General features: G+C 71.3%; 28 protein-coding genes. 13 read left to right on the top strand and 15 right to left on the bottom strand.

The annotated features are described in order from the left end of the window. Positions 1–242: 242 nt before the first annotated feature. Positions 243–743 carry a MarR family winged helix-turn-helix transcriptional regulator gene (locus tag DFP74_RS09835; protein ID WP_121181414.1) on the bottom strand — a complete coding sequence of 167 codons (501 nt, stop codon included), beginning with the start codon at positions 741–743 and terminating at the stop codon, positions 243–245. Positions 744–863: 120 nt separating this feature from the next. Here DFP74_RS09835 and DFP74_RS09830 point away from each other — a divergent pair, with 120 nt between their 5' ends. Both DFP74_RS09830 and DFP74_RS09825 read left to right on the top strand, forming a co-directional pair. Continuing rightward, the gene (locus tag DFP74_RS09830) at positions 864–2324 is read left to right on the top strand and encodes an MFS transporter (protein ID WP_121181413.1); all 1461 of its coding nucleotides are present in this window, start codon (positions 864–866) and stop codon (positions 2322–2324) included. Positions 2325–2370: 46 nt separating this feature from the next. Further along, positions 2371–3528: a cytochrome P450 gene (locus tag DFP74_RS09825; RefSeq protein WP_121181412.1), complete on the top strand. Its 1158-nt coding sequence runs from the start codon at positions 2371–2373 to the stop codon at positions 3526–3528. Positions 3529–3613: 85 nt separating this feature from the next. Here the strand turns inward: DFP74_RS09825 and DFP74_RS09820 are convergent, their stop codons facing one another. Next, positions 3614–4312, bottom strand: coding sequence for a class I SAM-dependent methyltransferase (locus DFP74_RS09820; protein WP_121181411.1), 699 nt, complete (start codon positions 4310–4312; stop codon positions 3614–3616). A 188-nt stretch (positions 4313–4500) separates the two neighbouring features. Here DFP74_RS09820 and DFP74_RS09815 point away from each other — a divergent pair, with 188 nt between their 5' ends. The 3 genes from DFP74_RS09815 (at position 4501) to hisG (ending at position 6790) form a co-directional block, all read left to right on the top strand. Continuing rightward, positions 4501–5331, top strand: coding sequence for an SDR family oxidoreductase (locus tag DFP74_RS09815; RefSeq protein ID WP_121181410.1), 831 nt, complete (start codon positions 4501–4503; stop codon positions 5329–5331). Positions 5332–5428: 97 nt separating this feature from the next. Further along, on the top strand, positions 5429–5692 hold the full coding sequence (locus DFP74_RS09810; RefSeq protein WP_053619263.1) for a phosphoribosyl-ATP diphosphatase: 264 nt from the start codon (positions 5429–5431) through the stop codon (positions 5690–5692). A 243-nt stretch (positions 5693–5935) separates the two neighbouring features. Next, positions 5936–6790, top strand: a complete 855-nt coding sequence (gene hisG / locus DFP74_RS09805; RefSeq protein WP_121181409.1) for an ATP phosphoribosyltransferase — start codon at positions 5936–5938, stop codon at positions 6788–6790. A gap of 63 nt (positions 6791–6853) precedes the next feature. Here hisG and DFP74_RS09800 read toward each other — a convergent pair whose 3' ends face one another. The 4 genes from DFP74_RS09800 to DFP74_RS09785 form a co-directional block, all read right to left on the bottom strand. Then, complete coding sequence (locus DFP74_RS09800) at positions 6854–7180, bottom strand: multidrug efflux SMR transporter (protein WP_121181408.1); 327 nt, start codon at positions 7178–7180, stop codon at positions 6854–6856. Continuing rightward, positions 7177–7536 (bottom strand): multidrug efflux SMR transporter, encoded by a 360-nt coding sequence (locus DFP74_RS09795; RefSeq protein WP_121181407.1) that lies wholly within the window; start codon positions 7534–7536, stop codon positions 7177–7179. Before DFP74_RS09795 ends, DFP74_RS09800 begins: the two co-directional genes overlap by 4 nt. Then, positions 7533–8078: a TetR/AcrR family transcriptional regulator gene (locus DFP74_RS09790; RefSeq protein ID WP_121181406.1), complete on the bottom strand. Its 546-nt coding sequence runs from the start codon at positions 8076–8078 to the stop codon at positions 7533–7535. Before DFP74_RS09790 ends, DFP74_RS09795 begins: the two co-directional genes overlap by 4 nt. Positions 8079–8186: 108 nt before the next feature. Continuing rightward, entirely contained in the window at positions 8187–8594 is a 408-nt protein-coding gene (locus DFP74_RS09785; protein ID WP_121181405.1) for a MauE/DoxX family redox-associated membrane protein, read from the bottom strand. A 99-nt stretch (positions 8595–8693) separates the two neighbouring features. Here DFP74_RS09785 and DFP74_RS09780 point away from each other — a divergent pair, with 99 nt between their 5' ends. Beyond that, complete coding sequence (locus DFP74_RS09780) at positions 8694–9422, top strand: spermidine synthase (RefSeq protein WP_121181404.1); 729 nt, start codon at positions 8694–8696, stop codon at positions 9420–9422. Positions 9423–9444: 22 nt separating this feature from the next. On the opposite strand, the gene DFP74_RS09775 is transcribed toward DFP74_RS09780, so the two are convergent. Continuing rightward, on the bottom strand, positions 9445–9654 hold the full coding sequence (locus DFP74_RS09775) for an EF-hand domain-containing protein (RefSeq protein WP_121181403.1): 210 nt from the start codon (positions 9652–9654) through the stop codon (positions 9445–9447). A gap of 430 nt (positions 9655–10084) precedes the next feature. After that, the gene (locus DFP74_RS09770; RefSeq protein WP_121181402.1) at positions 10085–11200 is read right to left on the bottom strand and encodes an epoxide hydrolase family protein; all 1116 of its coding nucleotides are present in this window, start codon (positions 11198–11200) and stop codon (positions 10085–10087) included. A gap of 85 nt (positions 11201–11285) precedes the next feature. On the opposite strand from DFP74_RS09770, the gene DFP74_RS09765 reads away from it, so the two are divergent. Continuing rightward, positions 11286–12005: a TetR/AcrR family transcriptional regulator gene (locus DFP74_RS09765; RefSeq protein ID WP_121181401.1), complete on the top strand. Its 720-nt coding sequence runs from the start codon at positions 11286–11288 to the stop codon at positions 12003–12005. Positions 12006–12118: 113 nt separating this feature from the next. Here DFP74_RS09765 and chrA read toward each other — a convergent pair whose 3' ends face one another. Both chrA and DFP74_RS09755 read right to left on the bottom strand, forming a co-directional pair. Next, positions 12119–13333: a chromate efflux transporter gene (gene chrA / locus DFP74_RS09760; RefSeq protein ID WP_370013498.1), complete on the bottom strand. Its 1215-nt coding sequence runs from the start codon at positions 13331–13333 to the stop codon at positions 12119–12121. Positions 13334–13402: 69 nt separating this feature from the next. After that, positions 13403–13621, bottom strand: coding sequence for an EF-hand domain-containing protein (locus tag DFP74_RS09755; RefSeq protein ID WP_121181399.1), 219 nt, complete (start codon positions 13619–13621; stop codon positions 13403–13405). A 318-nt stretch (positions 13622–13939) separates the two neighbouring features. Between DFP74_RS09755 and DFP74_RS09750 the strand changes: the two genes are divergently transcribed. From DFP74_RS09750 to DFP74_RS09735, 4 genes are all read left to right on the top strand, one after another. After that, positions 13940–14923 (top strand): PstS family phosphate ABC transporter substrate-binding protein, encoded by a 984-nt coding sequence (locus DFP74_RS09750; RefSeq protein ID WP_121181398.1) that lies wholly within the window; start codon positions 13940–13942, stop codon positions 14921–14923. Positions 14924–14951: 28 nt separating this feature from the next. Continuing rightward, positions 14952–15911, top strand: coding sequence for a phosphate ABC transporter permease subunit PstC (pstC, locus tag DFP74_RS09745; RefSeq protein ID WP_121181397.1), 960 nt, complete (start codon positions 14952–14954; stop codon positions 15909–15911). Next, positions 15912–16859 carry a phosphate ABC transporter permease PstA gene (pstA, locus tag DFP74_RS09740; protein ID WP_121181396.1) on the top strand — a complete coding sequence of 316 codons (948 nt, stop codon included), beginning with the start codon at positions 15912–15914 and terminating at the stop codon, positions 16857–16859. 208 nt (positions 16860–17067) lie between these two features. Then, positions 17068–17877, top strand: coding sequence for a response regulator transcription factor (locus tag DFP74_RS09735; protein ID WP_233570897.1), 810 nt, complete (start codon positions 17068–17070; stop codon positions 17875–17877). A 12-nt stretch (positions 17878–17889) separates the two neighbouring features. Here the strand turns inward: DFP74_RS09735 and DFP74_RS09730 are convergent, their stop codons facing one another. The 4 genes from DFP74_RS09730 to trxA all read right to left on the bottom strand — a co-directional run bounded on the left by DFP74_RS09730 (position 17890) and on the right by trxA (position 22773). After that, the gene (locus DFP74_RS09730; RefSeq protein WP_121181394.1) at positions 17890–18699 is read right to left on the bottom strand and encodes a response regulator transcription factor; all 810 of its coding nucleotides are present in this window, start codon (positions 18697–18699) and stop codon (positions 17890–17892) included. A gap of 48 nt (positions 18700–18747) precedes the next feature. Then, the gene (pstB, locus tag DFP74_RS09725) at positions 18748–19620 is read right to left on the bottom strand and encodes a phosphate ABC transporter ATP-binding protein PstB (protein WP_121181393.1); all 873 of its coding nucleotides are present in this window, start codon (positions 19618–19620) and stop codon (positions 18748–18750) included. 258 nt (positions 19621–19878) lie between these two features. Then, the gene (locus DFP74_RS33835; RefSeq protein ID WP_199725574.1) at positions 19879–21987 is read right to left on the bottom strand and encodes a hypothetical protein; all 2109 of its coding nucleotides are present in this window, start codon (positions 21985–21987) and stop codon (positions 19879–19881) included. A gap of 405 nt (positions 21988–22392) precedes the next feature. Next, positions 22393–22773: a thioredoxin gene (gene trxA, locus DFP74_RS09715; RefSeq protein ID WP_121181392.1), complete on the bottom strand. Its 381-nt coding sequence runs from the start codon at positions 22771–22773 to the stop codon at positions 22393–22395. A 282-nt stretch (positions 22774–23055) separates the two neighbouring features. On the opposite strand from trxA, the gene DFP74_RS09710 reads away from it, so the two are divergent. Further along, the gene (locus tag DFP74_RS09710; protein ID WP_121181391.1) at positions 23056–23403 is read left to right on the top strand and encodes a YidH family protein; all 348 of its coding nucleotides are present in this window, start codon (positions 23056–23058) and stop codon (positions 23401–23403) included. Beyond that, a complete protein-coding gene (locus DFP74_RS09705) occupies positions 23400–23771 on the top strand; it encodes a DUF202 domain-containing protein (protein ID WP_121181390.1) in 372 nt (123 codons plus the stop codon). Before DFP74_RS09710 ends, DFP74_RS09705 begins: the two co-directional genes overlap by 4 nt. 184 nt (positions 23772–23955) lie before the next feature. Here the strand turns inward: DFP74_RS09705 and DFP74_RS09700 are convergent, their stop codons facing one another. After that, the gene (locus tag DFP74_RS09700) at positions 23956–24933 is read right to left on the bottom strand and encodes an NAD(P)-dependent oxidoreductase (RefSeq protein WP_121181389.1); all 978 of its coding nucleotides are present in this window, start codon (positions 24931–24933) and stop codon (positions 23956–23958) included. Positions 24934–25008 lie beyond the last annotated feature (75 nt).

The raw sequence follows: 25008 nt of genomic DNA, 5'->3' as shown, positions 1-25008 counted from the left end.
TACGCGCGTTCCTGCCCTCAGGCGCCCCTCAGGGCACACGCGCCCCACACGCGCTCTACTCGGGCCTCTGCTGCGCACACACCACCCATGTGCCCCAGAAGGCGCACGTGCCCCGCCTGGGCTTCACAGGTGTCCCTCGGGGCGCAGGAGGCCCACGCGTGCCCCATTCGCGCCTCAGCGGGCGCACGTGCCCCACGGGCACCCCGAGGTGCAACGAGCCCCACGCGCGGGCCGCCGGTGCGTTAGGAGCGCTCCGAGCCGTCGGAGTCGGTCGCGGATCGGAGGCGGCGGATCTCCGCCTCGGTGCTGTGTGCGGCCGCCCTCATGAAGTCGATGAGGTCGCCGATCCGCTCGTCGTCGAAACCGTCGAGGTCGTCGCGGGTGCGCGCGACCAGGTCCGCGTAGGCCGCGCTCACCCGCTCGATGCCCTCCTGGGTGGGCTCGATGAGCACCCGCCTGCGGTCGTCGGGGTCGGGGACCCGCCGGACGCAGTCCGCGGCGACGAGGCGGTCGATCATCCGCGAGGCCGACCCGGTGGTGAGGTTCACGTGCTCGGCCAGGACGCCCGGTGTCGTCGGTCCGTGACGGCCGAGCACGTGCAGGCACTGCACGTCGGTGTCCGTGACGCCCAGACGGTCGGCGACGACGTTGTTGAGCTGCACGACCAGGATCGCCCACGCGGGTATCGCGTCCCGGGTGAGCTCGGCGATCAGTGCTTCCCTTCGCGGGTCCGGCTTCGCCATCGCGCGTTCTCCATTCGCTGCGTCACGCAGATATATTGTGCTAGGTTCGCTGTGTGGCGCAATTACTGCGTCATGCAGCTATATTAGCGCACCATCACCGAACCAGGAGTACAGCGCGGCATGACCCCAGCTCCCCGCGCCGCCACGGCGGCCTCCCCACTCCTGTCCGGACGCACGGCGATCGTCGTGCTGGCCGTGATCCTCGCCGCCGACTTCATGGAACTCCTCGACGCCACGATCGTCAGCGTGGCGGCCCCCGCCATCGCCGGGGACCTGGGCGCCGATGAGACCGCGCTGCAATGGATCCTGGCCGGATACACGCTCGCCGTCGGAGCCGGCCTGATCACCGGCGGAGGACTCGGTGACCGGTTCGGGCGCCGCCGGGTGTTCCTCCTCGGGCTGACCGCGTTCATGCTGGCCTCGGCCGGCTGCGGTCTGGCGCCGAACCCCGAGGTGCTCATCGCCATGCGCGTCGCGCAGGGCCTGGGCGGCGGACTCATGATCCCGCAGGTGTTCGGCATCATCCGCGCCTCCTTCGAACCCGGCGCGCGGGCGGGGGCGCTGGGCGCCTACGGCGCCGTGTTGGGCCTGGCCTCGGTGGCCGGCCCGCTGCTCGGAGGGGTCCTGCTCGACGCCGACCTCTTCGGTCTCGGCTGGCGGGCGATCTTCTGGGTCAACATTCCGATCGCGCTCGTCGGTCTGGTCGTCGGGATCCTGGTCATCCCCGAGTCCCGGGCCCCGGGCCGGACACGGCTTGACCTGCCCGGCGCGCTCCTCGCCGCCACCGCGGCGGTCCTCCTGCTCCTACCGCTGATCCAGGGGCGCGACTGGGGGTGGCCCTGGTGGAGCTTGGCCGTCCTGGCGCTCTCCGCTCCCACGGTGGCCCTGTTCATCGCCCACGAACGGCGGCTGCTCGCGCGGGGCGGCCGACCGATCCTCGACCCCGCGCTGCTGCGGTTGCGCGCCTTCACCGCAGGCCTGTCCGCCTCCCTGCTGTTCTTCGGCGCGCTCGGTTCCTTCTTCCTCCTGCTGTCCCTCTACCTCCAACTCGGGACCGGGCGCAGCGCGCTCGACACCGGCCTGGTGATCCTGCCCTACGCGGTCGGCTCGATCATCACCTCGGGGATCGGGGCCCGGTTCGCCGACCGCGCGGGCCGGGCGCTCCTGGTGAGCGGCGCACTCGTGCTGGCCGCCTCCCAGGCCGCCCTGCTCGTCCTCCTCCAGGACGGCGCCGCCCCCTCCTACTGGGCGCTGGCGGCGCCGATGTTCCTCGGCGGTCTGGGGCTGGGGCTCACGGCCCCGTCCCTGATCAACGTCGTCCTGTCCGGCGTGCCCGCCAAGGACGCCGGGGCCGTGGGCGGCGTTCTGACGACCGTCACGCAGGTCGGTAACGCGTTCGGTGTCGCGGTCCTCGGCGCCGTGTTCTTCGCCCGTATGGAGGACGCCGTGGTCGGGGGCGCCGACGCCCACCTCGCCTACACGGACGCCTTCACCTCGATCCTGCCCTGGCAGGTCGCCTGCTACGTCGCCGCGGCCGCGCTCATGTTCCTGCTCCCTCGGCGAGCGAGCGAACCCCGGTGACGAAGCGAACCCCAGTGACCACCCGACTGACTCAGGAGCACATCCGATGACCGACGCACCCCGCGTCACCGTCGACCCGTTCGCCGTCACCGTTCGCGGCCTCGACGACCCCCACCCCACGCGCGCCGCTCTGCGCGCCGCCGGCCCCATCGTCCGCGCCGAAGCCCCGGCCGGCGGCCCGGTGTGGATCGTCACCGACGACGCGCTCGCCCGGGAGGTGTTCGTCCATCCCCGGATCGTGAAGGACCCGGCCCAGGCGCCGGCCGGTTGGGATCCGCGGGCCGCGGGGCTCGAACCCACCGCCGCCGAGCAGCCGTCCCTCACCACCTACGACGGCCCGGAGCACGAACTGCTCCGCCGGGCGCACTCCCCGCTGTTCACGGCCCGCCGGATGCGCGACCACGCGGAGCGGATCACGGAGCTGGCCCGGGAGTCGCTGACCCGGCTCGCCGAGCCGGGCGGCACGGTCGACCTCATGGCCGACTTCACCACGCGGTTCCCCCTCAGCGTCGTCTGCCATGTGCTCGGGGTGCCCCTCGACCGGGTCGACGACGCCATCGCCGCCTGCCGGCACATGTCCAGCGGTGATCCGGAGGACGCCGGCCGGGCGATGGCCGCCTTCGAGGAGCTGTCCGCCGCCGCGTTGGACGGCGACCGGCGGGGCCTGGCCGTTGAGCTGGGTGACCGGGTACCCGACGACATGACCAGGGAACAGGTGGCCTACCTGCTGTTCACCCTGCTCTTCGCCGGACAGCTCACCACCGATCCGGCGCTGGGGTTCGTGGTCGCGCGCCTCCTCGACGCCGAGCGTCCCGTGGCGCGGGAGGGGACGGCGGAGGAGTTCGTCCGGGACACGCTGCGCCGGCACCCGCCCGCGGCCTTCAGCCTCTGGCGGTTCACCTCCGCCGACATCGAACTCGCCGGGGTGCGCCTGCCCGCGCGCTCCCCGGTACTCGTCGACATCCAGGGCATCAACACGGACCCGGCCCGGCCGATCGGCCCGGACCTCGCCTTCGGTGCGGGGCCGCACTACTGCACCGGCGCCCAGCTCGCCCAACTGGAGCTGAGCGCGGTCGTGGAGGTGCTCCGCGCCGACTTCCCGCACGCGTGCCTCGCCGTGCCCTTCGCGCGGCTCCGGCAGAGGGACCTCGGCGGCGTCCAGGGCAGCAGGTTGACCGCACTTCCCGTGCGGCTGCGGGGCTGAGAGACCCCGGCGGCGCGCCGGGGGAGCCGGCGCCGGGTCGGGTCGGAACGGTCGAGGGGCCCGCCGCTCGGGCGGGCCCCGCGGATCAGGCCGGCTTGCGCAGGTGGTGCACCCACGCGGGCGGGATGTTGGCGAACACCGTGTCGGTCCGGATGCCGTAGCGGTCGATCCAGTCCTGGACCACCCAGCTGGTCCGCGCCTGGCGGAGGTAGTCCTCCCGCCGGGCGATGACCGCCTTGACCTCCTTGGTGTACAGGTAGCCGTAGAAGGAGAGGGTGCCGCCGGGTTCGAGGACCTCGAAGTAGTAGTCGAGGATCTCCGTGACCTCGTCGGCGGTGAAGTTGGCGAACGGCAGACCGGAGACGATCGCGTCGTAGCGGCGGTCCGTGCCCATCTCGTTGACGAGCTTGGCGTGGACCCGGGCGCTGTCGGCGATCGTCGACAGCTCGGGGTCGGTCTTGAGCAGTCCCTCCAGGTGGGCGGCGAACTCGGGGTTGGACTCGACCAGGTCGACGCTGTCCCCCGGGCCCATGGCGGCGGCGATCCCGCGGCTGATCGCGCCGGTTCCGGCGCCGGCCTCCAGGATGCGCAGTGGCTGTGCGGGGTCGGGGCGCTCGCGGACGAACTCGGACAGCGCGTCGGCCAGTGCCCGGCTGCTCGGCACGATGGAACCGGTCGCGTGGAAGGTCCGCAGCGCCTGACTGAAGAACAACCTGGTGTCACGCAGGCGCTCATCCAGCCTGAGGGCGGAAAACGGTCCGGCGGGGCTCTGAGTCTCGGACATACAGGCACGCTAGCGCCTGACGGCCGACAAAGGGAGTCACCGCGGCGTTTCCTTGCCAGGTCGTGGCGGGTGCCCTGGTCGGAGGCGGTGTGCGACGCGCCACGGCCGGCGGCCGCGGGGTCTGCGCCGCGGGGCCGCCCCCGCGGGCTCCACGGCCGGGACGGGCCGGAACGGCCTACGCTGGGCCCATGAGCGCAGCGCAGAGCACCCCGCAGGACCCCTCCGCCGCCAGGACCGCACTGGTCACCGGCGCCTCCAGCGGGATCGGCGAGGAGTTCGCCCGCCGCCTGGCCCAGCGCGGCTACGGACTCGTGGTGGTCGCCCGGCGCGAGGACGCCCTGAACGCCCTGGCCGGGGAGATCGGCGAGCGGTACGGCACGGACGTGGAGACACTGCCCGCCGACCTCGGGACGAGGGAGGGGGTCGAGGCGGTCGCCGCGCGCCTGCGGCGGGACGGCACGGACGGAATCCGGCCCATCGACCTGCTGGTCAACAACGCCGGGCGCGGGGACGGCGGCGCGTTCGTCGAGCAGGACCCGGACGACGTCGACGCCATGATCGACCTCAACGTGCGCGCCGTCCTCCATCTGGCCCGCGCCGTCCTGCCGGTCCAGATCGCCCGGCGCGAGGCCGGCGAGACCGCGCGGCTCGGGGTGGTCAACGTGTCGTCGCTGGCCGGAGAGCCCACGGCCAACCCCGGCGGGTCGGTCTACGGCGGCGGCAAGAAGTTCGTCACCCTGTGGAGCGAGAGCGTGGCCGCCGAGGTCCGCCGCAAGGGGGTCCAGGTCACCGTGGTCCTGCCCGGGTTCGTGCGCACCGACATGACCCGCGGGGTGCAGGAGAAGGGGCTGCCGGAGTTCGCGTTCGTGCCCAAGGAGCAGATCGTGCGCGAGACCCTGCGGGCGTGGTCCTCGGGCCGCTCCCAGGTCGTCCCGGGCGGGCAGTACAAGACGGCCGACGGCCTGCTCAAGGTCCTGCCGCGCACCCTGGTCCGGGCCCTGGCCCGGCGCATGGCCTGATCACGCTCTCACATGGTGAGACATCCGTCTCCCAGTGCCGCGCCGGGTCCGTCCAGCGCCTACCCTGGTAGCGCACTGTCGGTCGAGGAAAGACACCATGAAGACCTTCGAAGAGCTGTTCGCCGAGCTGTCCGAGAAGGCGCGCTCCCGCCCCGAGGGGTCCGGGACCGTCGCCCAACTCGACGCCGGCGTCCATGCCATCGGCAAGAAGGTCGTCGAGGAGGCCGCAGAGGTCTGGATGGCCGCCGAGTACGAGTCGGACGAGAACGCCGCCGAAGAGATCTCGCAGCTCCTCTACCACCTCCAGGTCCTGATGCTGGCCCGTGGCCTGCGCCTCGAGGACGTCTACAAGCATCTCTAGGCCGCGTTTTTCTGAAGGCTTTCGGATGAGCTCGCGGTCGTCAGGTCGTCTCTCGCAAGGCGATGGGCGACGTTCAGCCTGGTTGTGCTGCACGAGCGCAGAGGCGCGGCGAGAGGCGGTCCTGGCGGCCGCGAGTCCGGAATGCTTCGAAAAACGCGGCCCAGGCCGCGCCGCGCCGTACAGGCGCGGGTCGGCCCACCGGACGTCCCCGAACCGCAGAGCCAACGAAGGAAGGCCACCCCTATGTCCGACCTGTTGAGAATCGCCGTGCCCAACAAGGGCCAGCTGTCCGAACCCGCCGTGGAGATGCTCCGCGAGGCCGGGTACCGGCAGCGCAAGAGCAGCCGCGACCTGGTCATGGTCGACCCCGACAACGAGACCGAGTTCTTCTTCCTGCGCCCCAAGGACATCGCCGTCTACGTCGGCGAGGGCATCCTCCAGGCCGGGATCACCGGCCGCGACATGCTGCTGGACTCCGGCGCGCCCGTCGACGAGGTCCTCGCCCTCGGCTTCGGCGGGTCCACGTTCCGCTTCGCCGCTCCGGGCGGCGCTGACATGAAGGTCTCCGACCTCAACGGCAAGCGCATCGCCACGTCCTTCGACGGACTCCTCCGCTCCTACCTGGAGGAGAAGGGCGTCGACGCCCGGGTCATCCACCTGGACGGCGCGGTGGAGAGCTCGGTGCAGCTCGGCGTGGCCGACGCGGTCGCCGACGTCGTCTCCACCGGCACCACCCTGCGCCAGGCGGGCATGGAGACCTTCGGCGAGCCGATCCTGGTCTCCGAGGCGGTCGTGATCCGGCCCACCGACGCCGGCGACGACGCCAAGATCGAGCAGCTGCTGCGGCGGCTGCGCGGCGTCCTGGTCGCCCGCGACTACGTGATGATGGACTACGACGTGCACGCCGAGCGCCTGGAGGCGGCGGTGGCCCTCACCCCGGGCATGGAGGGGCCGACGGTCTCGCCGCTGCACCGGGAGGGCTGGGTCGCGGTCCGGTCGATGGTGCCGCGCAAGGACGCCCAGCGCATCATGGACGACCTCTGGGAGCTCGGGGCCCGCGCCATCCTGGTCACGGACATCTACGCCTGCCGCCTCTGACGGCGGTCGCAGGCCGGGCCCCGCGCGTCGCGCGGGGCCCGACCCGTGTCAGGTGCCCTCGGGTCAGTGCCCGGCGCCGAACTCGATGAGCAGCACACCGGCGATGATGAGGCCGATGCCCAGGACCATCACCTTGGTGAGCGGTTCGTCGAAGAGCAGGCGTGAGGCCAGCGCGGTCAGCGCCACGCCCGAGGCCGCCCAGATCCCGTAGGCGACGCCCACGGCCATGCCGCCGGCCAGGGCGAGTGTGAGCATGCCGAAGGCGGCCAGGTAGCCGACGGCCACGCCGCCGAACCACCACTTGTTGGCGTTCTCCTGGGAGGCCATCCGCAGCGACAGTGTGCCGCCGACCTCGGTGAGCACCGCTCCGGAGATGAAGAGCCAGGTCATGCCTTCGCCCCTTCCCGCTCGGAAGCGGCCGCCTGCGCGGCCTGGGAGCCGAGTTCCACGCACAGCACGCCGCCGATGACCAGGGCGATGCCCAGCCCCATGGACGCGGTCAGGGGGTCGCCGAAGAGGAACGTGGCCAGGACGGCGGTGAGCGCGACGCCGGTCGCCGCCCACACCCCGTAGGCGACGCCGACGCCCATGCCCAGCCGCAGGACGTAGGAGAGGGCGACGAACGCGCCCAGGTAGCCGACGCCCACCACCGCGAACCAGGCGGGGTGGTCGAGCGCGGCGCGCAGGGAGAGGGTGGCGGTGACCTCGAGGAGGATCGCGGCCAGCAGGAACAGCCATGTCCTCATCGGGTCTCCTCCCTGAGGAGGTCGTCGGTGATCGCGACCACCTGTGCGCGGTCGCGTTCGGGGACGGGGAAGACGTCGGTGGCGGCGGCCGTCCAGTAGCCGTCGGCCAGCAGGCGTGCGGCGGTGAGCCGGGCACGGTCCTGGTCCGGCAGGTCCTCGGGCAGGTGCAGCCACGGATCGAAGCGGCGCTCCCAGATCTCGTGGAAGGCGTCGCGGTACAGGGCGTCGGTGCAGACCGCGTAGTCGGCGCGGTCGAACGGGGCGGTGAGCGCGACCGCCACGTAGGCACGGGTCCGCTGGTGCGGCGAGGCCGTTCCGAGGGGCTCGGCGAGGTGGTCGAGCAGCATGCGCTCCCACCGTTCGGCCACGTGTTCGACGATGCCGAGCTTCAGGGCCTCCTTGGTCGGGAAGTGGTACATCAGCCCGGGTTTGGTCAGACCCGCCTGTTTGGCGGCGGCGTCCAGGGTGACGCTTCCGCCCCCCTCGGCCCGGAGGAGGTCGAGCGCCCCGTCCAGGATCCGTGTCCTCGTGCTTCGTTCCATGCGCCTACTTTACCTTCCGGAAGGTAAAGTAGCTATGGCTGTGACCGAGGATACGGTCCCCGGTCCCCGGTCCCCGGTCCCCGGGTGCCGACGCCGCCGACAGCGGTGCTATTTCTCGTCGGTGGAGCGGCGCGCCTGGAGCGCCGCCCAGATCAGCGGAATCTGGAGCGGCACCCGGCCCCAGGCGACCACGGGGTGGTCGGCCGCCGACGGCAGGCGCCCCGACCCCGAGTCGAGGGCCATCCGCACATTGGCGGGCCAGACGGCCAGGAGCAGAGCCGCGCTCGCGGGTCCGGCCCACCGCCGCCGGGTCAGCAGGCCGGCGCCGCAGACCAGTTCGGCCGCACCGCTGCCGTAGACCCAGGCGCGCGGGGCGGGCAGCGACCGCGGCATGATCGCCTCGAACGGCTTCGGCGACAGGAAGTGCAGCAGGCCCGAACCCAGGAAGAGCCCTCCGAGGGCGAGCGGGGCGACCGTGCGGATCGTCGAGGACCGGGCGGGGGTCGAACGGAACATCTGATCCTCCTCGTGTGGTGGTCGGCTCAACCTACTCGCCGGTAATGGCGATGTCGTGCGCCGACCCTCCCGTGCGTCCCGGGCGTGCACAATGTGGAGATGGAGCAGCAGCGAGACAGCGCGCTCGACGCGCGGTACACGGCCCTCGAAGGCGAGTCCGCCACCCTGGCCAGAGTCACCGGGGAGACCGGCGGCGACCTGGTCCTGCGGCGTGAGGGCGCGCACTACGAGATCTATTCGAACGGTCTGTTCCTCATGGACACCCGCGACGGCACCTCCGAGCGGGAGATGGTGCGGGTCGGCCTGACCGCCCTGCCCGCCGGGCGCTCGCGGGCGAGCGTCCTCGTGGGCGGGCTCGGGGTCGGCTTCACGGCGCGGGAGGCGCTGGACCACCCCAGGGTCGCGCGCGTGGACGTGGTCGAGCTCGAACCCCAGGTGATCGCCTGGCACGACGGCGAACTGGGTGAGGCGGCCGAGTACGTCCACCGCGACCCCCGGTGCCGGATCCACAACGCCGACATCGTGACCTGGTTGGAGAAGGCCGCCGCCGCGGAGTCGCTCGTCCGCTACGACCTCATCTGCCTGGACACCGACAACGGCCCCGACTGGACCGTGACCGAGGGCAACGGCCGCCTCTACGAGGCCGCCGGGCTCGACCAGCTGACCCGCCTGCTCGCCCCCGGCGGCCTGCTGTCCTTCTGGAGCGCCAACGCGGTGGCCAGCTTCGAGGAGTCGCTGACGGACCGGTTCGCGAACGTGCGCGTGATCGAGGTGCCGGTCGCCCGGGGCGTACCCGACACCATCTATCTGGCGAGCGAACCGAGGTAGGCGGAGCCGTCGCCGCGCCGGCTCAGGCCGACATGTAGCGGACGAACTCGTCCAGGGTGATGAGGCCGTCGCCGTCCTGGTCCATGGCCTCGATCGCGGCCAGGGCCTGGGCCTCGGTGCAGCTGTCGCCCAGGCGGTGCATCAGGTCGGCGTACTCCTGGGCGGAGATGAGGCCGTCGCTGTCGGCGTCGACGAACGCGAAGGTCGCTTCGTACTCGGTGGTGTCGGGCATCTGCCTACGTCTCAGGTGTGCGGGGCGCGGTCGGGGACCAGGCTACTGGGGCCGTGCGGCATCGTGCCGCACGGCCCCGTTTCGCGTGTCCCCGCCGCGATCCTCGGCCTACCGCCCGGCCTCGGCATAGCCCGCCCGTCGCCCGCCATCGGCCTGGGGGCGCTGTGCGGGGGGCAGGCCTACCACCCTCAACGGACGCCTGCGGCGAAGAACTCCCGCCCGTCGCCCGCCATCGGCCTGGGGGCGCTGTGCGGGGGGCAGGCCTACCACCCTCAACGGACGCCTGCGGCGAAGCCCACCCGTCGCCCGCCATCGGCCTGGGGGCGCTGCGCGGGGGCAGGCCTACCACCCTCAACGGACGCCTGCGGCGAAGCCCACCCGTCGCCCGCCATCGGCCTGGGGGCGCTGCGCGGGGGCAGGCCTACCACCCTCAACGGACGCCTTCGGCGAAGAATTCTCTGACGTCGGCGACGAGCGTGGCGGTGGCGGCGTGGGCGGCGTAGTGGCCGCCCTCCCCGTAGGAGTTCCAGCGGACGATGTTGCCGTGGTCGCGCTCGGCGAAGGCGCGGATGGACCGGAAGTCGCCCTCGAACATCGCCAGCGCGGTCGGCACGGTCGTCGGCCCGGCGTCGGCCGGCTCGGCGTGGGCGTTCTCGAAGTAGAAGCGGATCGACGAGGCCGCCGTCCCGGTCAGCCAGTACATTGCCGCGTTGGCGACCACGAACTCGTCGTCCAGCTCCTCGTCCATCAGCTGGCTGTTCCACGCCAGCAGTCCCGCGGGGGAGTCGGCCAGCGCGTAGGCCAGGGTCAGCGGCTGCTGGCTGTGCACCTGGTTGAAGGAGAACTTGTTCTCGTAGAACCACTGCAGGTGCGCGAGCGCGCCCTGGTCCTCCTCGCTCAGGTTCGCGAACTCGGCCGGGTCGCCCGAGGGGAACGAGAACAGCTGGGTGACGTGCACACCGATCACGCGCTCCGGGTCCAGCCGGCCGACCTCCGGGGAGACCATCGAGCCGCCGTCGTTGCCCATCGCCCCGTAGGACTCGTACCCCAGGCGGGCCATCAGCTCCACCCACGCTCGCGCGATGCGGACGGTGTCCCAGCCCCGGTCGCGGGTGGGGCCGGAGAAGCCGAAGCCGGGCATCGAGGGCAGTACCACGTGGAAGGCCGGATCCTGCGGCGACTCCGGCTCGGTCAGCGCGTCGATCGCGTTCAGGTACTCCAGCACCGACCCGGGCCAGCCGTGCGTGATGATCAGCGGAGTGGCGTCCTCCCGGGAGGAGCGCACGTGCAGGAAGTGGACGTTCGCGCCGTCGATCTCCGTCGTGAACTGGGGGTAGGCGTTCAGCCGGGCCTCCAGGGCGCGCCAGTCGAACTTCTCCAGCCAGTACTCGCGCAGGCGCTCGACGCGGTCCGCGGGGACGCCGTAGTCGGCTCCGGCGTCCGGCAGCGCGTCGGGCCGGAGCGTGCGGCGCAGGCGGTCGGCGAGGTCGTCCAGCCGGGCCTGCGGGATGTCGATGCGGGCGGGGAGGATCTCGGGGGTACGCATGGCTGGCCTCTTTCTGGAACGGAATGCTTCGTTCCCCTTCACTGTAGCAGAACGGAATGATCCGTTCCAGTGTTAGTGTCGGAGTATGGCGAAGAAGAACGAGGTTCCCGCTGGCGCCGGGCTCTCCGGGCGCCGGGGCCAGGCGGCACGCAACGACGAGACGATCCTGGAGGCCGCCCGCGCGGTCTTCATCGAGGACCCCAAGGCGCCGGTCTCGGCCGTCGCCGCCCGGGCGGGCGTGGGGATGAGCGCCCTCTACCGGCGCTACGCGGGCAAGGAGGAACTCCTGCGCAGGCTCTGCCACGACGGGCTGCTGCGCTTCGTCGGCGAGGCCGAGGCCGCGCTGGCCGACCCCGACCCCTGGCGGGCGTTCACGGGGTTCCTGGGCCGGGTGGTGGACGCCGATGTGCACTCGCTCACGGTCCACCTGGCCGGATCGTTCACTCCGACCGAGGAGATGTACGGGGACTCGCTCAGGGCGGCGGAGCTGGGCGCGCGCCTGGTCGACCGGGCCCGCGAGTGCGGTCGCCTGCGCGCCGACGTCGTCCCCGACGACGTCACGCTCGTCCTGGAGGGGTGCGCGGCCATCCGGCTGCCCGACGCCGGGCGCACCGGGCAGCTGCGCAGGCGCCATCTGGCGCTGCTCGTCCGGGGGATGGACACCCGGGCGGCGGCGGGCACCGGCGACGGGGACGGCGGGGACGGCGATGAGGACGGCGGCGGTGAGGACACCGGCGGCGGCCCGGACGCCCTCCCCGGGCCGCCGCCCACCGGGGAGGAGCTCGCCTGGCGCTGGGCGGTGTGAGGGTCGGGGCTACGGCGCCAGCCCCGGCCCACCCTGACCCACGTCGTGCCGGCTGGAGCTACGGGCTGCCGGCCTGTCGGTCCGGATGCCGCGGTGAAGCCGCCCCCCGCCGGTCACAGGACCAGGAATCCGATCGCACCCGCCGCCAGGACGACCGACCACGCGGGGGCCCGCCACACCGCCAGGGCGACGAAGGCCACGGCGGACACCGACATCGTCGCGGACGAGACCACACCCTGAGTGAAGACGGGGTCGTACAGGGCCGCGGCGAGGACGCCCACCACGGCCGCCCCGGCCCCGGCTACCGCGCGCCGCGCGCGTGGGGCGCCGCGCAACCGCTCCCAGAAGGGCAGGACGCCGACGACCAGCAGGGCGGAGGGCAGGAAGATGGCGACCAGTGCGATCGACGCGCCCAGAAGCGGGCTCCCGGCCACAGGTATCAGCGCACCCAGGTAGGCGGCGAAGGTGAACAGCGGCCCGGGCACGGCCTGTGCGGCGCCGTAGCCCGCCAGGAAGGACTCATGGTTCACCTGGCCGCCGCCGACCACCTCGGCCTCCAGCAGCGGAAGGACGACGTGGCCACCGCCGAAGACCAGGGACCCCGCCCGGTAGAAGCCGTCCGCGATCGTCATGCCCGGGTTCGCCGTCAGCGTCGCCAGCACGGGCAGGGCGGCCAGCAAGGCGGCGAAGAGCGCCAGGCACACCAGTGCGGTTCGGTGCCCCACGGAGGTGCCGGGACCGTCCTCGCCCTTCTCGACGTCCGCGGACTCCGTCGTGGCCAGCCAGACCAGGCCGAGTACTCCGCCCAGCAGGATCGCCGCGACCTGGCTGAGTGTCGAGGGCACGACCAGGACCAGGACCAGTGCGGCCACCGCGATGGCGGCCTGGCGTTTCCCGGAAGCCAGGCTCTTCGCCATCCCCACCACGGCGTGGGCGACCACGGCCACCGCCGCGGCCTTGAGCCCGAGCAGCCAACCGGCCCCGGGCTGGACACCCACGGCCTGCACACCCAGGGCGAACGCCACCAGCAACAGGGCCGAGGGCAGGGTGAAGGCGATCCAGGCCGCGGCCATCCCCGCATATCCGGCCCTGCGCAGGCCGATGGCCATGCCGACCTGACTCGAGGCGGGCCCGGGCAGGAACTGGCAGAGCGCGACCAGGTCCGCGTAGGCGGGTTCGCTGAGCCAGCGTCGCCGGACCACGAAGGCGTCGCGGAAGTAGCCCAGATGCGCCACCGGGCCGCCGAAGGAGGTCAGCCCCAGGAGGAGGAAGGCTCTGAAGACCTCGCCGACCGTGCCGCGGCCGGCCGCGGCGGGCCTGTTCACCAGTCCCGCTCCTTCGGAGGATGAGTCACGCGATGACAATCCCAGAGCCTCCACTTCTGTCCGCGAACCGCTTCATTCCTGGTTCTGGGACATGAAGGCGGCGAACTCCTCCAGCGAGATGAGGTCGTCGTGGTCGTCGTCCATCGTGGCGACGACCTCCGCGGCCCGCTCCTCGGTGCACTCGTCGCCGAGCCTGCGCATGAGCTCGGCCAGCTCCAGCGCCGAGATGCGACCGTCGCCGTCGGTGTCGACGAGGGAGAACGTGGTGGCGTACTGGGAGGTCTCGGTCATGGGGGTCACACTTTCCATGGGTTCGTCGGCTCGGATCGCGCCAGGTTATCGGGGCCGTCCGGAGGACGGTAGACCGAAGAGGACCAGTGCGGCCAGTGAATTCCACTGTGCGTCACTATGAATTCACCCTGTGTGCCTCACTGTGGCCGGTGTGGCGAATTGAGTTGCCGCCTTCACCTTTCGTTCACCTTTTCTCTCTTCCCTGCTCAGCCGGACCGCCTTCTATGGGAACCGTGCTCGGCGGTCGACGCCGGGCGGTCCCCTGCACGGGTCGGCGGCTCGCTGCCGACTGCACGTTGACGAGTCAAGGATTTCCACGTGATCTCTAAGAAGTGGCTTCAGGCCGCCGCCGTCGCCGGAGCGGTTCCCTTCATCCTCACCGCCTGTGGCGGTGGCGGTGGCGAAGACGGTGGCGACGGGTCCGCCGAGGGCTCCGAGCTGTCCGGCCAGGTCGGGCTCGACGGTTCCAGCACCGTCGCTCCGCTCTCCGAGGTCGCCGCCGAGCTGTTCATGGAAGAGAACAACGGCGTCCAGGTCTCGGTCGCCACGTCCGGTACCGGTGGCGGGTTCGAGCGGTTCTGCAACGGCGAGACCGACATGAACAACGCCTCGCGTGAGATCAAGGACGACGAGGCCGCGAACTGCGAGGCGAACGACATCGCCTACGAGGGCGTGCAGGTCGCCAACGACGCCCTCGCCATCGTCGTCAACCCGGACAACCCGATCGACTGCCTCACCGTCGACCAGGCCACCCAGATCTGGGACGAGGGCTCCACTGTCACCAGCTGGGGCGACGTCGACGACCTCGACGCCGGTGACCTCGCCGGCGAGGACATCACCCTCTACGGTCCTGGCTCCTCCTCTGGCACCTTCGACTACTTCACCGAGGCCATCAACGGTGAAGAGGGTCAGATCCGCAACGACTACACCGACATCGGTGAGGACGACCAGGCCGCCATCGTCGGTGTCGAGGGCGACGTCAACGCCATGGCCTACATCCCCTACTCCTACTTCACCGAGGCCGGCGACGCCGTCAAGCCGCTCCTGATCGACGGTGGCGACGGCGAGTGCGTCGAGCCCACCCTGGAGAACGTCCAGAACGGTTCCTACGCGCCGCTGGGCCGCGGACTCTTCGTCTACGCCAGCGACGTCGCCCTGGAGCGCCCGGAGGCCGTGGAGTTCATGAGCTTCTACGTCGAGAACTCCGAGGCGATCACCGAGACCGCCGGGTTCGTCCCCATGACCGAAGAGCAGATGGCCGCGAGCCACGAGCAGATCGAATCGCTCACCGCCGCCAACTGACAGCCCTCGACCTGAGAGCACACCAGCCATGTCTGACAGCAACATGGCGGTCGCGACGGCCGGCGCTCACCAGCGTCGGCCGTTGGCGGGCGCCGGATCCTCCCATCTCGGCGAGAAGGCCATCAAGGTCTTCCTCGCCCTCTGCGCCGCGTTCTCCGTCGTCGTCACCACGGGAATCGTCATCTCCCTCGTGGTTCCGACGGTGAGGTTCTTCGGTGAGATCACCCTGTCGGAGTTCCTCTTCGGTACCGTCTGGCAGCCGGCGTTCGCCAACCCGTCCTTCGGTGTCCTGCCGATCGTCGTGGGCACGGTCATCGTCGTGGTCACGGCTCTCGCGGTCGCGATCCCGGTGGGCCTGGCCTCGGCCATCTACCTGTCGGAGTACGCCTCCTCGGGTGTACGCAAGGTGATCAAGCCGATCCTGGAGGTCCTGGAGGGCGTCCCGACCGTCGCGATCGGCCTCTTCGCGTTCTTCTTCATGCGCCCGCTGGCCGAGAGCCTCTTCCCGTGGTTCCCGTGGGCGACCCCCTTCTCCATCGGCGTCGCCGGCGTCGCGGTCGGCCTGCTCATCGTTCCACTGGTCGCCTCGGTGGCCGAGGACGCCATGCGCTCGGTCCCCGCGGGCCTGCGCGAAGGCGCCTACGCGCTCGGCGCGAGCAAGATGCGGGTCTCCCTTCGCGTGGTCTTCCCCGCCGCGATCTCCGGCATCATCGCCGGTATCGTGCTGGGCACCTCGCGGGCCATCGGCGAGACCATGGTCGTCCTCATCGCGGCGGGCGCGGGCAATCCGAACCTGACGTTCAACTGGTTCAGTTCGGCCCAGACCATGACCGCGTACATCGGAGGGACGGCGACGGGCGACATCTCGCAGGGCACGATCGTCTACGACACGATCTTCGCCGTCGGCACTCTGTTGTTCTCGATGACGCTGGTCATGAACATCATCGCGATCCGTCTGGTCCGCCGCTTCCGTGAGGTGTACGAGTAAATGGTCATCGACAAGGGCAAGAGCCCGCAGCGGTCGCGACTCGCCGTCGCGGGCGCGCGTGCGGCCACAGAGAGCATCTACTCCACGGGGTCGATCACCGACCGCGTGGGCAACGTGCTTTTCCGCTCCCTGCTGCTCCTGGGCATGGGCTTCGCCCTGCTCGGACTGGCGTCCATCCTCATCTGGGCGCTGGTGGAGGGCGCACCCCGGCTCGACCTCAACCTGATCGTCGAGGGTCCCTCGACCATCACCCCGGAGACGGCCGGATACCGGGGCGCCATCCTCGGCTCCCTCTACGTGATCGGGGGCGTCGTCCTGTTCATCGTCCCGGTGGGCGTGGGCGCGGCGATCTACCTGGAGGAGTACGCGGACAAGACCCGTTGGTGGAACCGCGCGATCGAGGTCAACATCCAGAACCTCGCCGCGGTGCCGTCCATCGTCTTCGGCATCCTGGGCCTGGCGTTCATCGTCCGCGGGCCGCTCAGCCTCGGCTTCGTGGCCGCGGCCGGCTCACTCACGTTGTCCCTGCTGGTCCTGCCGACGATCATCCTCTCCGCGCGTGAGGCGATCAAGGCCGTTCCGTCGTCCACCCGCCTGGGATCGCTCGGCCTGGGCGCCACCCAGTGGCAGACGATCTGGCACCACGTGCTGCCGGGCGCACTGCCGGGTATCCTGACCGGCCTCATCCTGGCCGTCTCCCGTGCCATCGGTGAGGCGGCTCCGCTGCTGCTCGTCGGGGCGGTCACGTTCGTGACGTTCGACCCCTCCTTCTGGGAGGGCAACTACTCGGTGCTGCCGGTCCAGATCTTCAACTACGCCGGCCGTCCTCAGGAGGAGTTCCGGGTCCTGGCCGCGGCGGGTGTCATCCTCATGCTGGCCGTACTTCTGTCGATGAACTCGTTCGCGATCTGGCTCCGCAACCACTACGAGAACAAGAACAGGAAGTGAGCGGGTTGCTGGAGAGCACGGTCCGGGGGGACTCCGTGCTCGCGCACGGGACGGCTCGTCCAGTAGCCCGAACCCACCCCGGCGGCGCAGTCCCCGGGGTCGTGTCGTTGCCCGCCAACGTCCGAGCCGCTCCGCCGCGAGCCCTCGGTCGGCCGTGCCCCGGGGGACCCGGCCCCGGGCGGCCCGCTCTGTCTCTGGAGGACCGGGAGTGGAGAGTCCGTCGGCCGGGGTCGGCCCACCGGGTGTGCCGGAGGGGCGCGCCGCGAGCGCGTCGCCACCGGGAACGGAGCGCAGGCCGCTGCTCCTGGTAGGAGAGGCCGAGCAGGGCGCCGCAGCCGGTCTGCGGCGCCTCCTGGCGGAGGAGCCGATCGACCTGCTGTCCTGCGGCGAGGCCGCCAAAGCACTCCTGCTGCTCGGCCGCGCGGGTCCCGACGCCGTCCTCCTCGGCTCGATGGAGGGCCCGCTGGACGCCATGGAATTCCTGCGCATCGCGCGGACCTCGGAGCAGTCCCTGCCCATCGTGGTGGGTGTGCCGGTCGGCGATTCCGCCTACGCCCTGAGGGCCCGCGGACTCGGCGCGACCTTCACGGTGGAGCGCCCCTACCGAGCGGACGAACTGCGCTCGGTGCTCCGGTTCCTGCTTCGCGAGTGGGGCCGCGATCCGCGCGGTGGCACCGTCATCGACCTGGGCCGCCTACGGGTGGACGGGGAGGCGCCCGAGTTCCGGCTCGACGGTGTGCTGGTCCCCCTGCCGCCCACGGAGTACCTGCTGCTGCGGCACCTGGCCCGCAACGCCGGGGCCGTGGTCTCCCGTCAGGAACTCGTCCGGGCCGCGTGGGCCGGCGACTCGGCGGTGCGCAGCAACACGCTCAACGTGCACATCATGCGCTTGCGAAGACGGCTGGGAGACGACCGGGCGCGACCGCGCTGGATCAGTACCGTCCACGGGATCGGCTACCGGCTGACGGTGCCCGAGAAGGAGCGCGGTGAAGATGCGGTGGAGCGGGCGAACGGCTGACCAGGGCCGGACTCAGGCGGAGGCCTGGGTATCGAGACGGTATCCGATGCCGCGGACCGTGTGGATGAACCGCGGCTGTGCCTCGGAATCGCCGAGCTTGTGCCGCAGGCGGCGGATGTGGACGGCGATGGTGTTGTTGACCGGCGGCAGCGGCTTGTGCCAGACCTCGGTCCACAGTTCCTCGCGGCTGACCACCCGGCCGTTGTTGCGAAGCAGGAAGTCCATGATCCCGAACTCCCGCAGCGCCAGGTTGACCGGGGAACCGTCGACGAACAACCGGTGCCCCAGGGCGTCCAGCTCCAGAGCCCCCGAGCGCAGTGCCAACGAGGCGGCACCCGCGCCCTCCGCCGTGCCGCCGTCGCCGCCGGGCAGGGAGCCGCGCAGTAGGGAGGCGAGCTCGGGGATGCGGTAGGGCCGGCTCACGCACGCCGTGGCACCGACCGCCAGCGCGCGGACGGCACGCTGGGAGTCGCCGGGGCCCACACCGATGAGGATCGGGATGTCCGTGGCCCGGCGTGTCACCCGGACCAGCGTCTCCAGGTCCACCTCGGGCGGGGTCGCGCTCGTCACCAGCGTGTCCGGACGGAGCAGTCCGACCCGCAGGAGCGCCTCGGCGCCGTCGACGCACACGGTGATGTCTACGTCGTGTCCGCTCAGCGAGAGCACCAGCTGGTGCGACTGCTCCGATTCCGGCTCCACCAGCAGGACGCGAAGCGGCCCTTCCACACGATCGGACCGCACAGCTCGCGTCCTCACCCTCTCCACCTCATCCGGCGCGCCCGCGGGCGGTGGGACCGAGGTGGAAGAGGTGAGCGCGGTCATGTGCGGTCCACTTCGTAGAAAGGGCTGGAGTCGGGGTCGGCCGACGGTCTACCCGAAGCGGCCGGAGATGTAGTCCTCGGTCCGCTGGTCCGCCGGCTTGCTGAAGATCGTGGCCGTCTCGTCGAACTCGACCAGGCTTCCGTAGCGGGCACCGCTCTCGTCGACGCCCGCGGTGAAGAACGCGGTGCGGTCGGACACCCGGGCCGCCTGCTGCATGTTGTGCGTGACGATGACGATGGTGAACTCGTCGGCGAGTTCGTACATCAGGTCCTCGATCTTGAGGGTCGCGATGGGGTCGAGCGCGGAGCACGGCTCGTCCATCAGGATCACCTCGGGGTTCACCGCGATCGCGCGCGCGATGCACAGGCGCTGCTGCTGGCCGCCGGAGAGAGCGAACGCGCTCTCCTTGAGCTTGTCCTTGACCTCGTCCCACAGAGCGGCCTTGATGAGCGATTCCTCGACCAGGTCGTCCATGCCGCTCCGGACGCCCTTGATGCGGGGGCCGAAGGCGATGTTGTCGTAGATGGACTTGGGGAAGGGGTTCGGCTTCTGGAACACCATGCCGATCCGGCGGCGCACCTCGATCGGGTCCACCTCGGCGGAGTAGAGGTCCTCGCCGTGGTACTGCACCTTGCCCTCGACGCGGGCGGTGGGGATGAGGTCGTTCATCCGGTTGAGCGTGCGCAGGACGGTGCTCTTGCCGCAGCCGGACGGGCCGATCATCGCGGTGATCTGACGCGGGCCGACCTTCATCTCCACGTCGCGCACGGCCTTGTTGGCGCCGTAGTAGACGGAGAGACCGGAGATGTCGAAGACGGGGTTGTCCAGCCCCGGAACCTCGCGGTTGTAACGGACGGTGTCGGGTGCGGTGCCACGGCCGGTCGCGGCGTCGCGGCGAGAGGCGGTGTTGCTGACAGACATGGGCCACTTCCGGGATCGGACGGTGCTGGTGTGGTCGCCGCTGCATGGAGCCAGAGGAGTGCGGTCGATTCCCATGCAAATAGGTCAGCGTGAAGAGGAGGTGAACGAACCCCATGGCCTGGATGAACGTGGGCGGTGAACTCGGATGTGCCGCGCGCGTGATTCGTCCGGTTTCCGTCATGAACGCAGGTGGTGGGGTCCCGTATCACCTCCCGCGGGGGTGTGCCGGCGGTACCGGCACACCCCCGCGGCCGCCCCTCAGAGCGAGGGCATCAGGTCGGGCCTGGCCTGCCCGAAGGCCCGCACCAGGTCGCCCTGCGGGCCGGTGCCGGGCCTGACCGTCACCAGGGTGAGCGGCCGGTGGGCGGTGGCGGGCGCCAGGCCCATCTCCCGCGGATGGAGCCGGCACCAGGTCGGGACGTGGTTGAGCAGGTCGGGTCGGCTCAGGAACACCCTGATGACGTGTTCCGTGCTCTTGCCGGACCGCACCTTCTCCGGCCGGACCAGGTAGACGTCGGACCAGGGCAGGAACACCGTCCGCCCCGCGAACCACAGCATCGGGTCCTGCACCAGGGTGACGCCCGCCTCGTCGACGGCCACGCCCTGGTGGGTGAGGCAGCGCGGCGCGGACCGGATCGACCAGGACAGCAGGAGGCTCATCACCACGATCCAGAACAGGGGTGGGAAGAAGGCCCCGTACTCCTGCCGCTCCAGGTGGCGCTCCGCTTCCAGCGCACCCATGATCGCGGTGGCGGTCAGCACGTAGACGCAGACGCCGAACCCCAGTGCCCAGAACCAGCCCCGGCGGGCGCGCAGGCTCCGCCAGTACGGGGCGACCGGGACGCGGTGGCCCGGTCCCGCGTACCCGGCGGCGGGCGCGCCCGGTCCCGCGTACCCCGCGGCGGAGGCGCCCTGTACGGCGCCCCGCGGCGTGTTGCGCTCGGGCCGGGCGTCCTCGAACAGGTCCCCGCGCGCGGCGCGCAGCAGGGACACCACGTCCTTGGCCGGGCTCTTGGCGCGCAGATCGATCAGGAGCACGGGCCGGGTGGCGCGCACGCCCCACTTGCTCTCGCCGCCCATGACCAAGGCGGCCCACATGGGCAGGCGCAGCTCGTGGTCGACGTGGTGCAGGTGCACCTCGGTCATGAGTCGGTAGGACTTGCCGCTGCTCCGGCTGCTCACGGCGATGTGGTGGACGTCCGCCCAGGGGATGTGGGCCCGGTGGCCGCGGGACCACCACATCGGCTCGGTGGCCACGCTGATCCCGAAGCGGTCGACCGTGACCCCCTGCGGCGCCCAGTACTGGGGCAGGTAGACCAACAGGAGCGGGAGGGCCACCAGGCCGATCACCAGCGGGACGAGGAGCGGGGTGAAGGGCAGGAGCCCGGTGGTCGAGAACTCGCCGCGAAGGAGCTCGGAACCCAGGACCTGGTAGGCGACCGTCGCGAAGGGGGCGATCCCGCCGCCGACGACGATCACGTAGGTGAACCACTGGAAGATCCGCCAGCCGCGCGTGCTGACGGTGCCCGCGGCGGGGAACGGGGGCGGTCCGGCGTGCGCGGACGGGTGCGGCACGCCCCCGGCGTGCGGCGGTCCGCCCGGGTGGCGCGGAGCGTGCGGTCCGCCCAGGGCGCCGGAAGCACCGGCGTGGGCGTCCGGTCCGCCCGGTCCGCCCACGGCGCCGGGAGCACCGGTGTGGGCGCCGGGCCCGCCCGGCCCGGCAGGACCACCGGCACCGCTGACGGGGGCGACCGGCACCTGGCCGCTCAGGAGGTCGGGGCGGTGTCCCCCCACCGCGCCGACCAGGGCCTCCCGCCGGTCCGCGTCGGGGATGACCGTGATCTGGGGGTGAGGGCTCGCGCTGGTCGCGTGGGCGTGCCCGGCTCCCGCCGCGATGTGCAGCGCCCACGTCGGCGTCATGTCCTCGGGCGGTGAGTGCCGCAGGTGGAAGGAGACGCTCGTGGGCGAGGGGCCGGCCTCGGACCGGTCGCCGATGCTCCTGGCGGTCACGGTCACGATCTCGTGCCAGGGCAGCGTGAGGGTGCGCCCCCGGAACCACCACGTGGGGCGCTGCACGAGCGCCACCCCCGCGGCGTCCACGGAGACGCCCTGCTCGGACAGCACGCGCGGCAGATGGCGCAGGAGCAGGGCGCTGATGAGGAGGGCGCCGACGAGGAAGACGACCAGTGTCGTGAACGCCTCGCCGTCGTCGGCGAACTCCCCGCTCCCGGCGATGCCGAGCGCGGCCACGAGCGCGAGGATGGGCAGCACCGCGCCACAGCCCCACAGCATGCGTCGGCTCTTGCCCATGTCGATCCAGACGGGCGGCGGAGGCGGCCCTTGGGGTGAGGGCGGCCTCTGGGCCATGTGGGCGTTCTGAGGGCCGTGGTGGCCTTGTGGCGGCAGGGGCCCCCTGGGTGGAGGCTGGTGAGGGTGGCGCGCGCCGTGGGAGGCACCGTGGCCCGGGGGAGGGGAGTGCATGTGCACGAGTGAAGCAGAACGGTCCCCGGCCGTCAGGCCCGCGGCCGGAGTCGGCCAGCGGTCGCACACGTCCGGGGCGCACGCCCGCACACGGTGTGACCGGGCGCGTTCCCGGCCCCGGACGCGACGATGCCCCGGCGGCCACGCGTGCGCGTGCCCACCGGGGCGGTGACCGGGGCCGACTCCCGCCGCGCCTACGCGCTCACGCGGCGCGACGAGCGCGGACCCTCCACCTCGTCGTGTGCGAGGGACCGGACGAGCGCGAGCTCATCCGAAAGCCCGGGACACGACCTAGCTCTGCTCCTTGGCCTCTTCCCCCTGCTCGGCGAGCTTGCTGCGCACCTCGTCCATGTCCAGCGCCTTGGCCTGGGTGATCAGGCTCTCCAGCGCGTCGGAGGGCAGGGCGCCCGGCTCGTTGTAGATGACGGTGCGGTCGCGCACGATCATCAGCGTCGGGATGGACTGGATCTTGAACTCGAAGGCGAGCTCGCGCTGGGCCTCGGTGTCCACCTTGGCGTGCACGATGTCGGTGTGCTGCTCCGCGGACTTCTCGAAGACGGGGGCGAACTGACGGCAGGGCCCGCACCAGTCCGCCCAGAAGTCGATGAGGACGAAGTCGTTGTCCTTCAGCGTCTCGGCGAAGTTGTCCTTGGTGAGTTCGACGGTGGGCACGTGGTCTCCTGAATCTCTTCGTCGTCTGGTGTCGACCGGTGGCCAACTGCCATCTCTGTCAGTGCTACAGCGGTCGTGCCCGCTCATTTGTTCCACATGCCGACCGTGGCCCCCGGACCCGCCCGGCAAGGGCATTTCCTACCTAACACGTGGTGTCCACCTGTTTGGGAGGAAAGGGGGTGTGAGGCTAGTGTCATGAACAGGGGCACGCGTTCATTGTGGTCAGTGACCGGCACCGCGTGGGCCGAAAGTGCGAAAGCGACGACGTGACGGGGGGTACGGATGGCTTCCGAGACCCCCGACAGCGGTGACGGCGTCGACTACCGGTTCACCCTGGCCAACGAGCGCACCTTCCTGGCCTGGGTCCGCACCGCCCTCGCCCTCCTGGCGGGCGCCGTCGCCGTCCTGCACCTGCTCCCCCTGGAGTGGGCCGACGGGTCGCGGACCGCGGTCGGCCTGGTCCTGGCGGGCCTGGCGGGCGTCATCACCGTCTACGCGCCGCTGCGCTGGTTCCGCGTCCAGCGCATCATGAGCCGCGGCGACACCCTGCGGCTGAGCCTGCTGCCGGTGGTCACCACGCTGGCCGTGGGCGCGATCGTGGTGCTGATCCTGTTGGGGAACCTGCTGTGAGCGGGCCCGTCGACCGGGACCCGGGGCTCCAGCCCGAGCGCACGCTGCTGTCCTGGCAGCGCACGGTGATCCTGCTGATCCTGGTGGGGATGCTGTTCATGCGCGGCTCGCTCGTGCCCGAGACGCCCCACATCCCGGAGCTTTCGATGTCGGTCCGGGCGACCATGATGACGATGTCGCTCGTCCTGGCCGGCCTGCTCGCCCTCCACGTCCGGCACCGGTGGCGGAGGCTGGGCCACGGGACCATCGACCCCGCGTCGGGCCTTCCCCCGACCAACGTGGCGAGCCCGTGGGCGATGGTCACGGTGTCCGTAGGCGTGCTCGTCCTCAGCGTCGTCCTCGTGGTTGCGACGGTCCTCGCCGCCTGATCCCGCCGTGCGCCGCCGCGGAGTGCTCACGCGGCGGGCGGTGCGCGTCCTGGCCGTCCGATGCCCTGGAGTCGGGCGCGGGCGCGGCCCCTGCCCTGGATACGGGCGCGGGGGCCGTGCGGCCTCGGGCCGTGCGATGACGATCTCCCGGGCGGCGGGCGCCGCGGGAGCCGCCGACGTGAGACTAGGCGGGCTGCGGCACCGAAGCGCTCCGGTGGTCCACGATCGACCCGATGATGGCGTTGAGGTCGCGCTTGGGGTGGTACTCGATCAGCCGCGCCGCGAGCGAGGTGTCGGGGTAGCGCCGCTGCATGTCCTCGTAGCCCTCGCCGTAGGCCTGTGCGTAGTCGACGTAGGTGATCGGGCTGGTGGAGCCGGTGAGCTCCACGACCCGGTCGGCCAGGCCCTTGATGGAGACCTCCTCGTGCCCTCCGAGGTTGACGGCGCGGTTGTAGGCCTCCGGTGTCTCCATCAGCCGCGGCAGCGCCGGGATGATGTCGTGCACCGAGCCGAAGCAGCGGCGCTGGGTCCCGGTCCCGTAGACCGTGATCGGCAGACCGGCCATGGCCTGGTCCACGAACCGGGGCACGACCATGCCGTAGCGGCCGGTCTGGCGCGGCCCGACGACGTTGAAGAAGCGGGTGATGACGCACGGCACGCCGGATTCGACGCCGTGCACGTAGGCCACGAGCTCGTCCAGCCCCTTGGCCGCCGCGTACGACCACCGGCTCTTGGTCGGCGAACCGTAGATCCGGTCGGCGTCCTCGGTGAGGCCGTCGGCGTCGTTCTTGCCGTAGACCTCGCTGGTCGAGGCGACCATGTACGGCACGCCGTGGGCGACCGCGGACTCCACCACGTTCTCCGTGCCGTGCAGGTTGGTCCGGAGCGACTTGAGCGGGTTGTCCACGATGGTGTGGACGCCCACCGCGGCCGCGAGGTGGTAGACGGTGTCGGCCTGCGCGACGAGGCGGTCGACCAGGTCCCTGTCCAGGATGTCGCCGTGGACGAAGCGGAAGCCGGGTGCGGCCTCCAGGTGCGCCACGTTCTCCCGTGAACCGGTCGACAGGTCGTCCAGAACGATGACCTCGTGCCCTTGGGCGACGAGGTGGTCGCACAAGTGCGACCCGATGAAACCGGCTCCGCCGGTGATCACGGCCTTCATGGTTCCCCTCCATATGGGCGCTGTGTGTTGCTGTACTCAGGGGGAGGATGTCTGTGATGGGACGGGTGGGGGAGT

This window comes from Nocardiopsis sp. Huas11 (assembly GCF_003634495.1).
GTDB lineage: Bacteria > Actinomycetota > Actinomycetes > Streptosporangiales > Streptosporangiaceae > Nocardiopsis.
This window is presented reverse-complemented; position numbering and strand designations above follow the sequence as displayed.

Bases quoted from the DNA above. Each gene is read 5' to 3' on its own strand.
- DFP74_RS09820 (WP_121181411.1), bottom strand. From the start codon at position 4,312: ATGTCCGAGACTCAGAGCCCCGCCGGACCGTTTTCCGCCCTCAGGCTG.
- DFP74_RS09730 (WP_121181394.1), bottom strand. From the start codon at position 18,699: ATGACCGCGCTCACCTCTTCCACCTCGGTCCCACCGCCCGCGGGCGCG.
- pstB (WP_121181393.1), bottom strand. From the start codon at position 19,620: ATGTCTGTCAGCAACACCGCCTCTCGCCGCGACGCCGCGACCGGCCGT.
- DFP74_RS09775 (WP_121181403.1), bottom strand. From the start codon at position 9,654: ATGCCCGACACCACCGAGTACGAAGCGACCTTCGCGTTCGTCGACGCC.
- DFP74_RS09755 (WP_121181399.1), bottom strand. From the start codon at position 13,621: ATGACCGAGACCTCCCAGTACGCCACCACGTTCTCCCTCGTCGACACC.
- DFP74_RS09815 (WP_121181410.1), top strand. From the start codon at position 4,501: ATGAGCGCAGCGCAGAGCACCCCGCAGGACCCCTCCGCCGCCAGGACC.
- DFP74_RS09765 (WP_121181401.1), top strand. From the start codon at position 11,286: ATGGCGAAGAAGAACGAGGTTCCCGCTGGCGCCGGGCTCTCCGGGCGC.
- DFP74_RS09825 (WP_121181412.1), top strand. From the start codon at position 2,371: ATGACCGACGCACCCCGCGTCACCGTCGACCCGTTCGCCGTCACCGTT.
- DFP74_RS09770 (WP_121181402.1), bottom strand. From the start codon at position 11,200: ATGCGTACCCCCGAGATCCTCCCCGCCCGCATCGACATCCCGCAGGCC.
- DFP74_RS09800 (WP_121181408.1), bottom strand. From the start codon at position 7,180: ATGACCTGGCTCTTCATCTCCGGAGCGGTGCTCACCGAGGTCGGCGGC.
- DFP74_RS09795 (WP_121181407.1), bottom strand. From the start codon at position 7,536: ATGAGGACATGGCTGTTCCTGCTGGCCGCGATCCTCCTCGAGGTCACC.
- DFP74_RS09810 (WP_053619263.1), top strand. From the start codon at position 5,429: ATGAAGACCTTCGAAGAGCTGTTCGCCGAGCTGTCCGAGAAGGCGCGC.
- DFP74_RS09710 (WP_121181391.1), top strand. From the start codon at position 23,056: ATGGCTTCCGAGACCCCCGACAGCGGTGACGGCGTCGACTACCGGTTC.
- hisG (WP_121181409.1), top strand. From the start codon at position 5,936: ATGTCCGACCTGTTGAGAATCGCCGTGCCCAACAAGGGCCAGCTGTCC.
- DFP74_RS09700 (WP_121181389.1), bottom strand. From the start codon at position 24,933: ATGAAGGCCGTGATCACCGGCGGAGCCGGTTTCATCGGGTCGCACTTG.
- DFP74_RS09835 (WP_121181414.1), bottom strand. From the start codon at position 743: ATGGCGAAGCCGGACCCGCGAAGGGAAGCACTGATCGCCGAGCTCACC.
- pstA (WP_121181396.1), top strand. From the start codon at position 15,912: ATGGTCATCGACAAGGGCAAGAGCCCGCAGCGGTCGCGACTCGCCGTC.
- DFP74_RS09780 (WP_121181404.1), top strand. From the start codon at position 8,694: ATGGAGCAGCAGCGAGACAGCGCGCTCGACGCGCGGTACACGGCCCTC.
- DFP74_RS09785 (WP_121181405.1), bottom strand. From the start codon at position 8,594: ATGTTCCGTTCGACCCCCGCCCGGTCCTCGACGATCCGCACGGTCGCC.
- DFP74_RS33835 (WP_199725574.1), bottom strand. From the start codon at position 21,987: ATGGCCCAGAGGCCGCCCTCACCCCAAGGGCCGCCTCCGCCGCCCGTC.
- pstC (WP_121181397.1), top strand. From the start codon at position 14,952: ATGTCTGACAGCAACATGGCGGTCGCGACGGCCGGCGCTCACCAGCGT.
- DFP74_RS09830 (WP_121181413.1), top strand. From the start codon at position 864: ATGACCCCAGCTCCCCGCGCCGCCACGGCGGCCTCCCCACTCCTGTCC.
- DFP74_RS09790 (WP_121181406.1), bottom strand. From the start codon at position 8,078: ATGGAACGAAGCACGAGGACACGGATCCTGGACGGGGCGCTCGACCTC.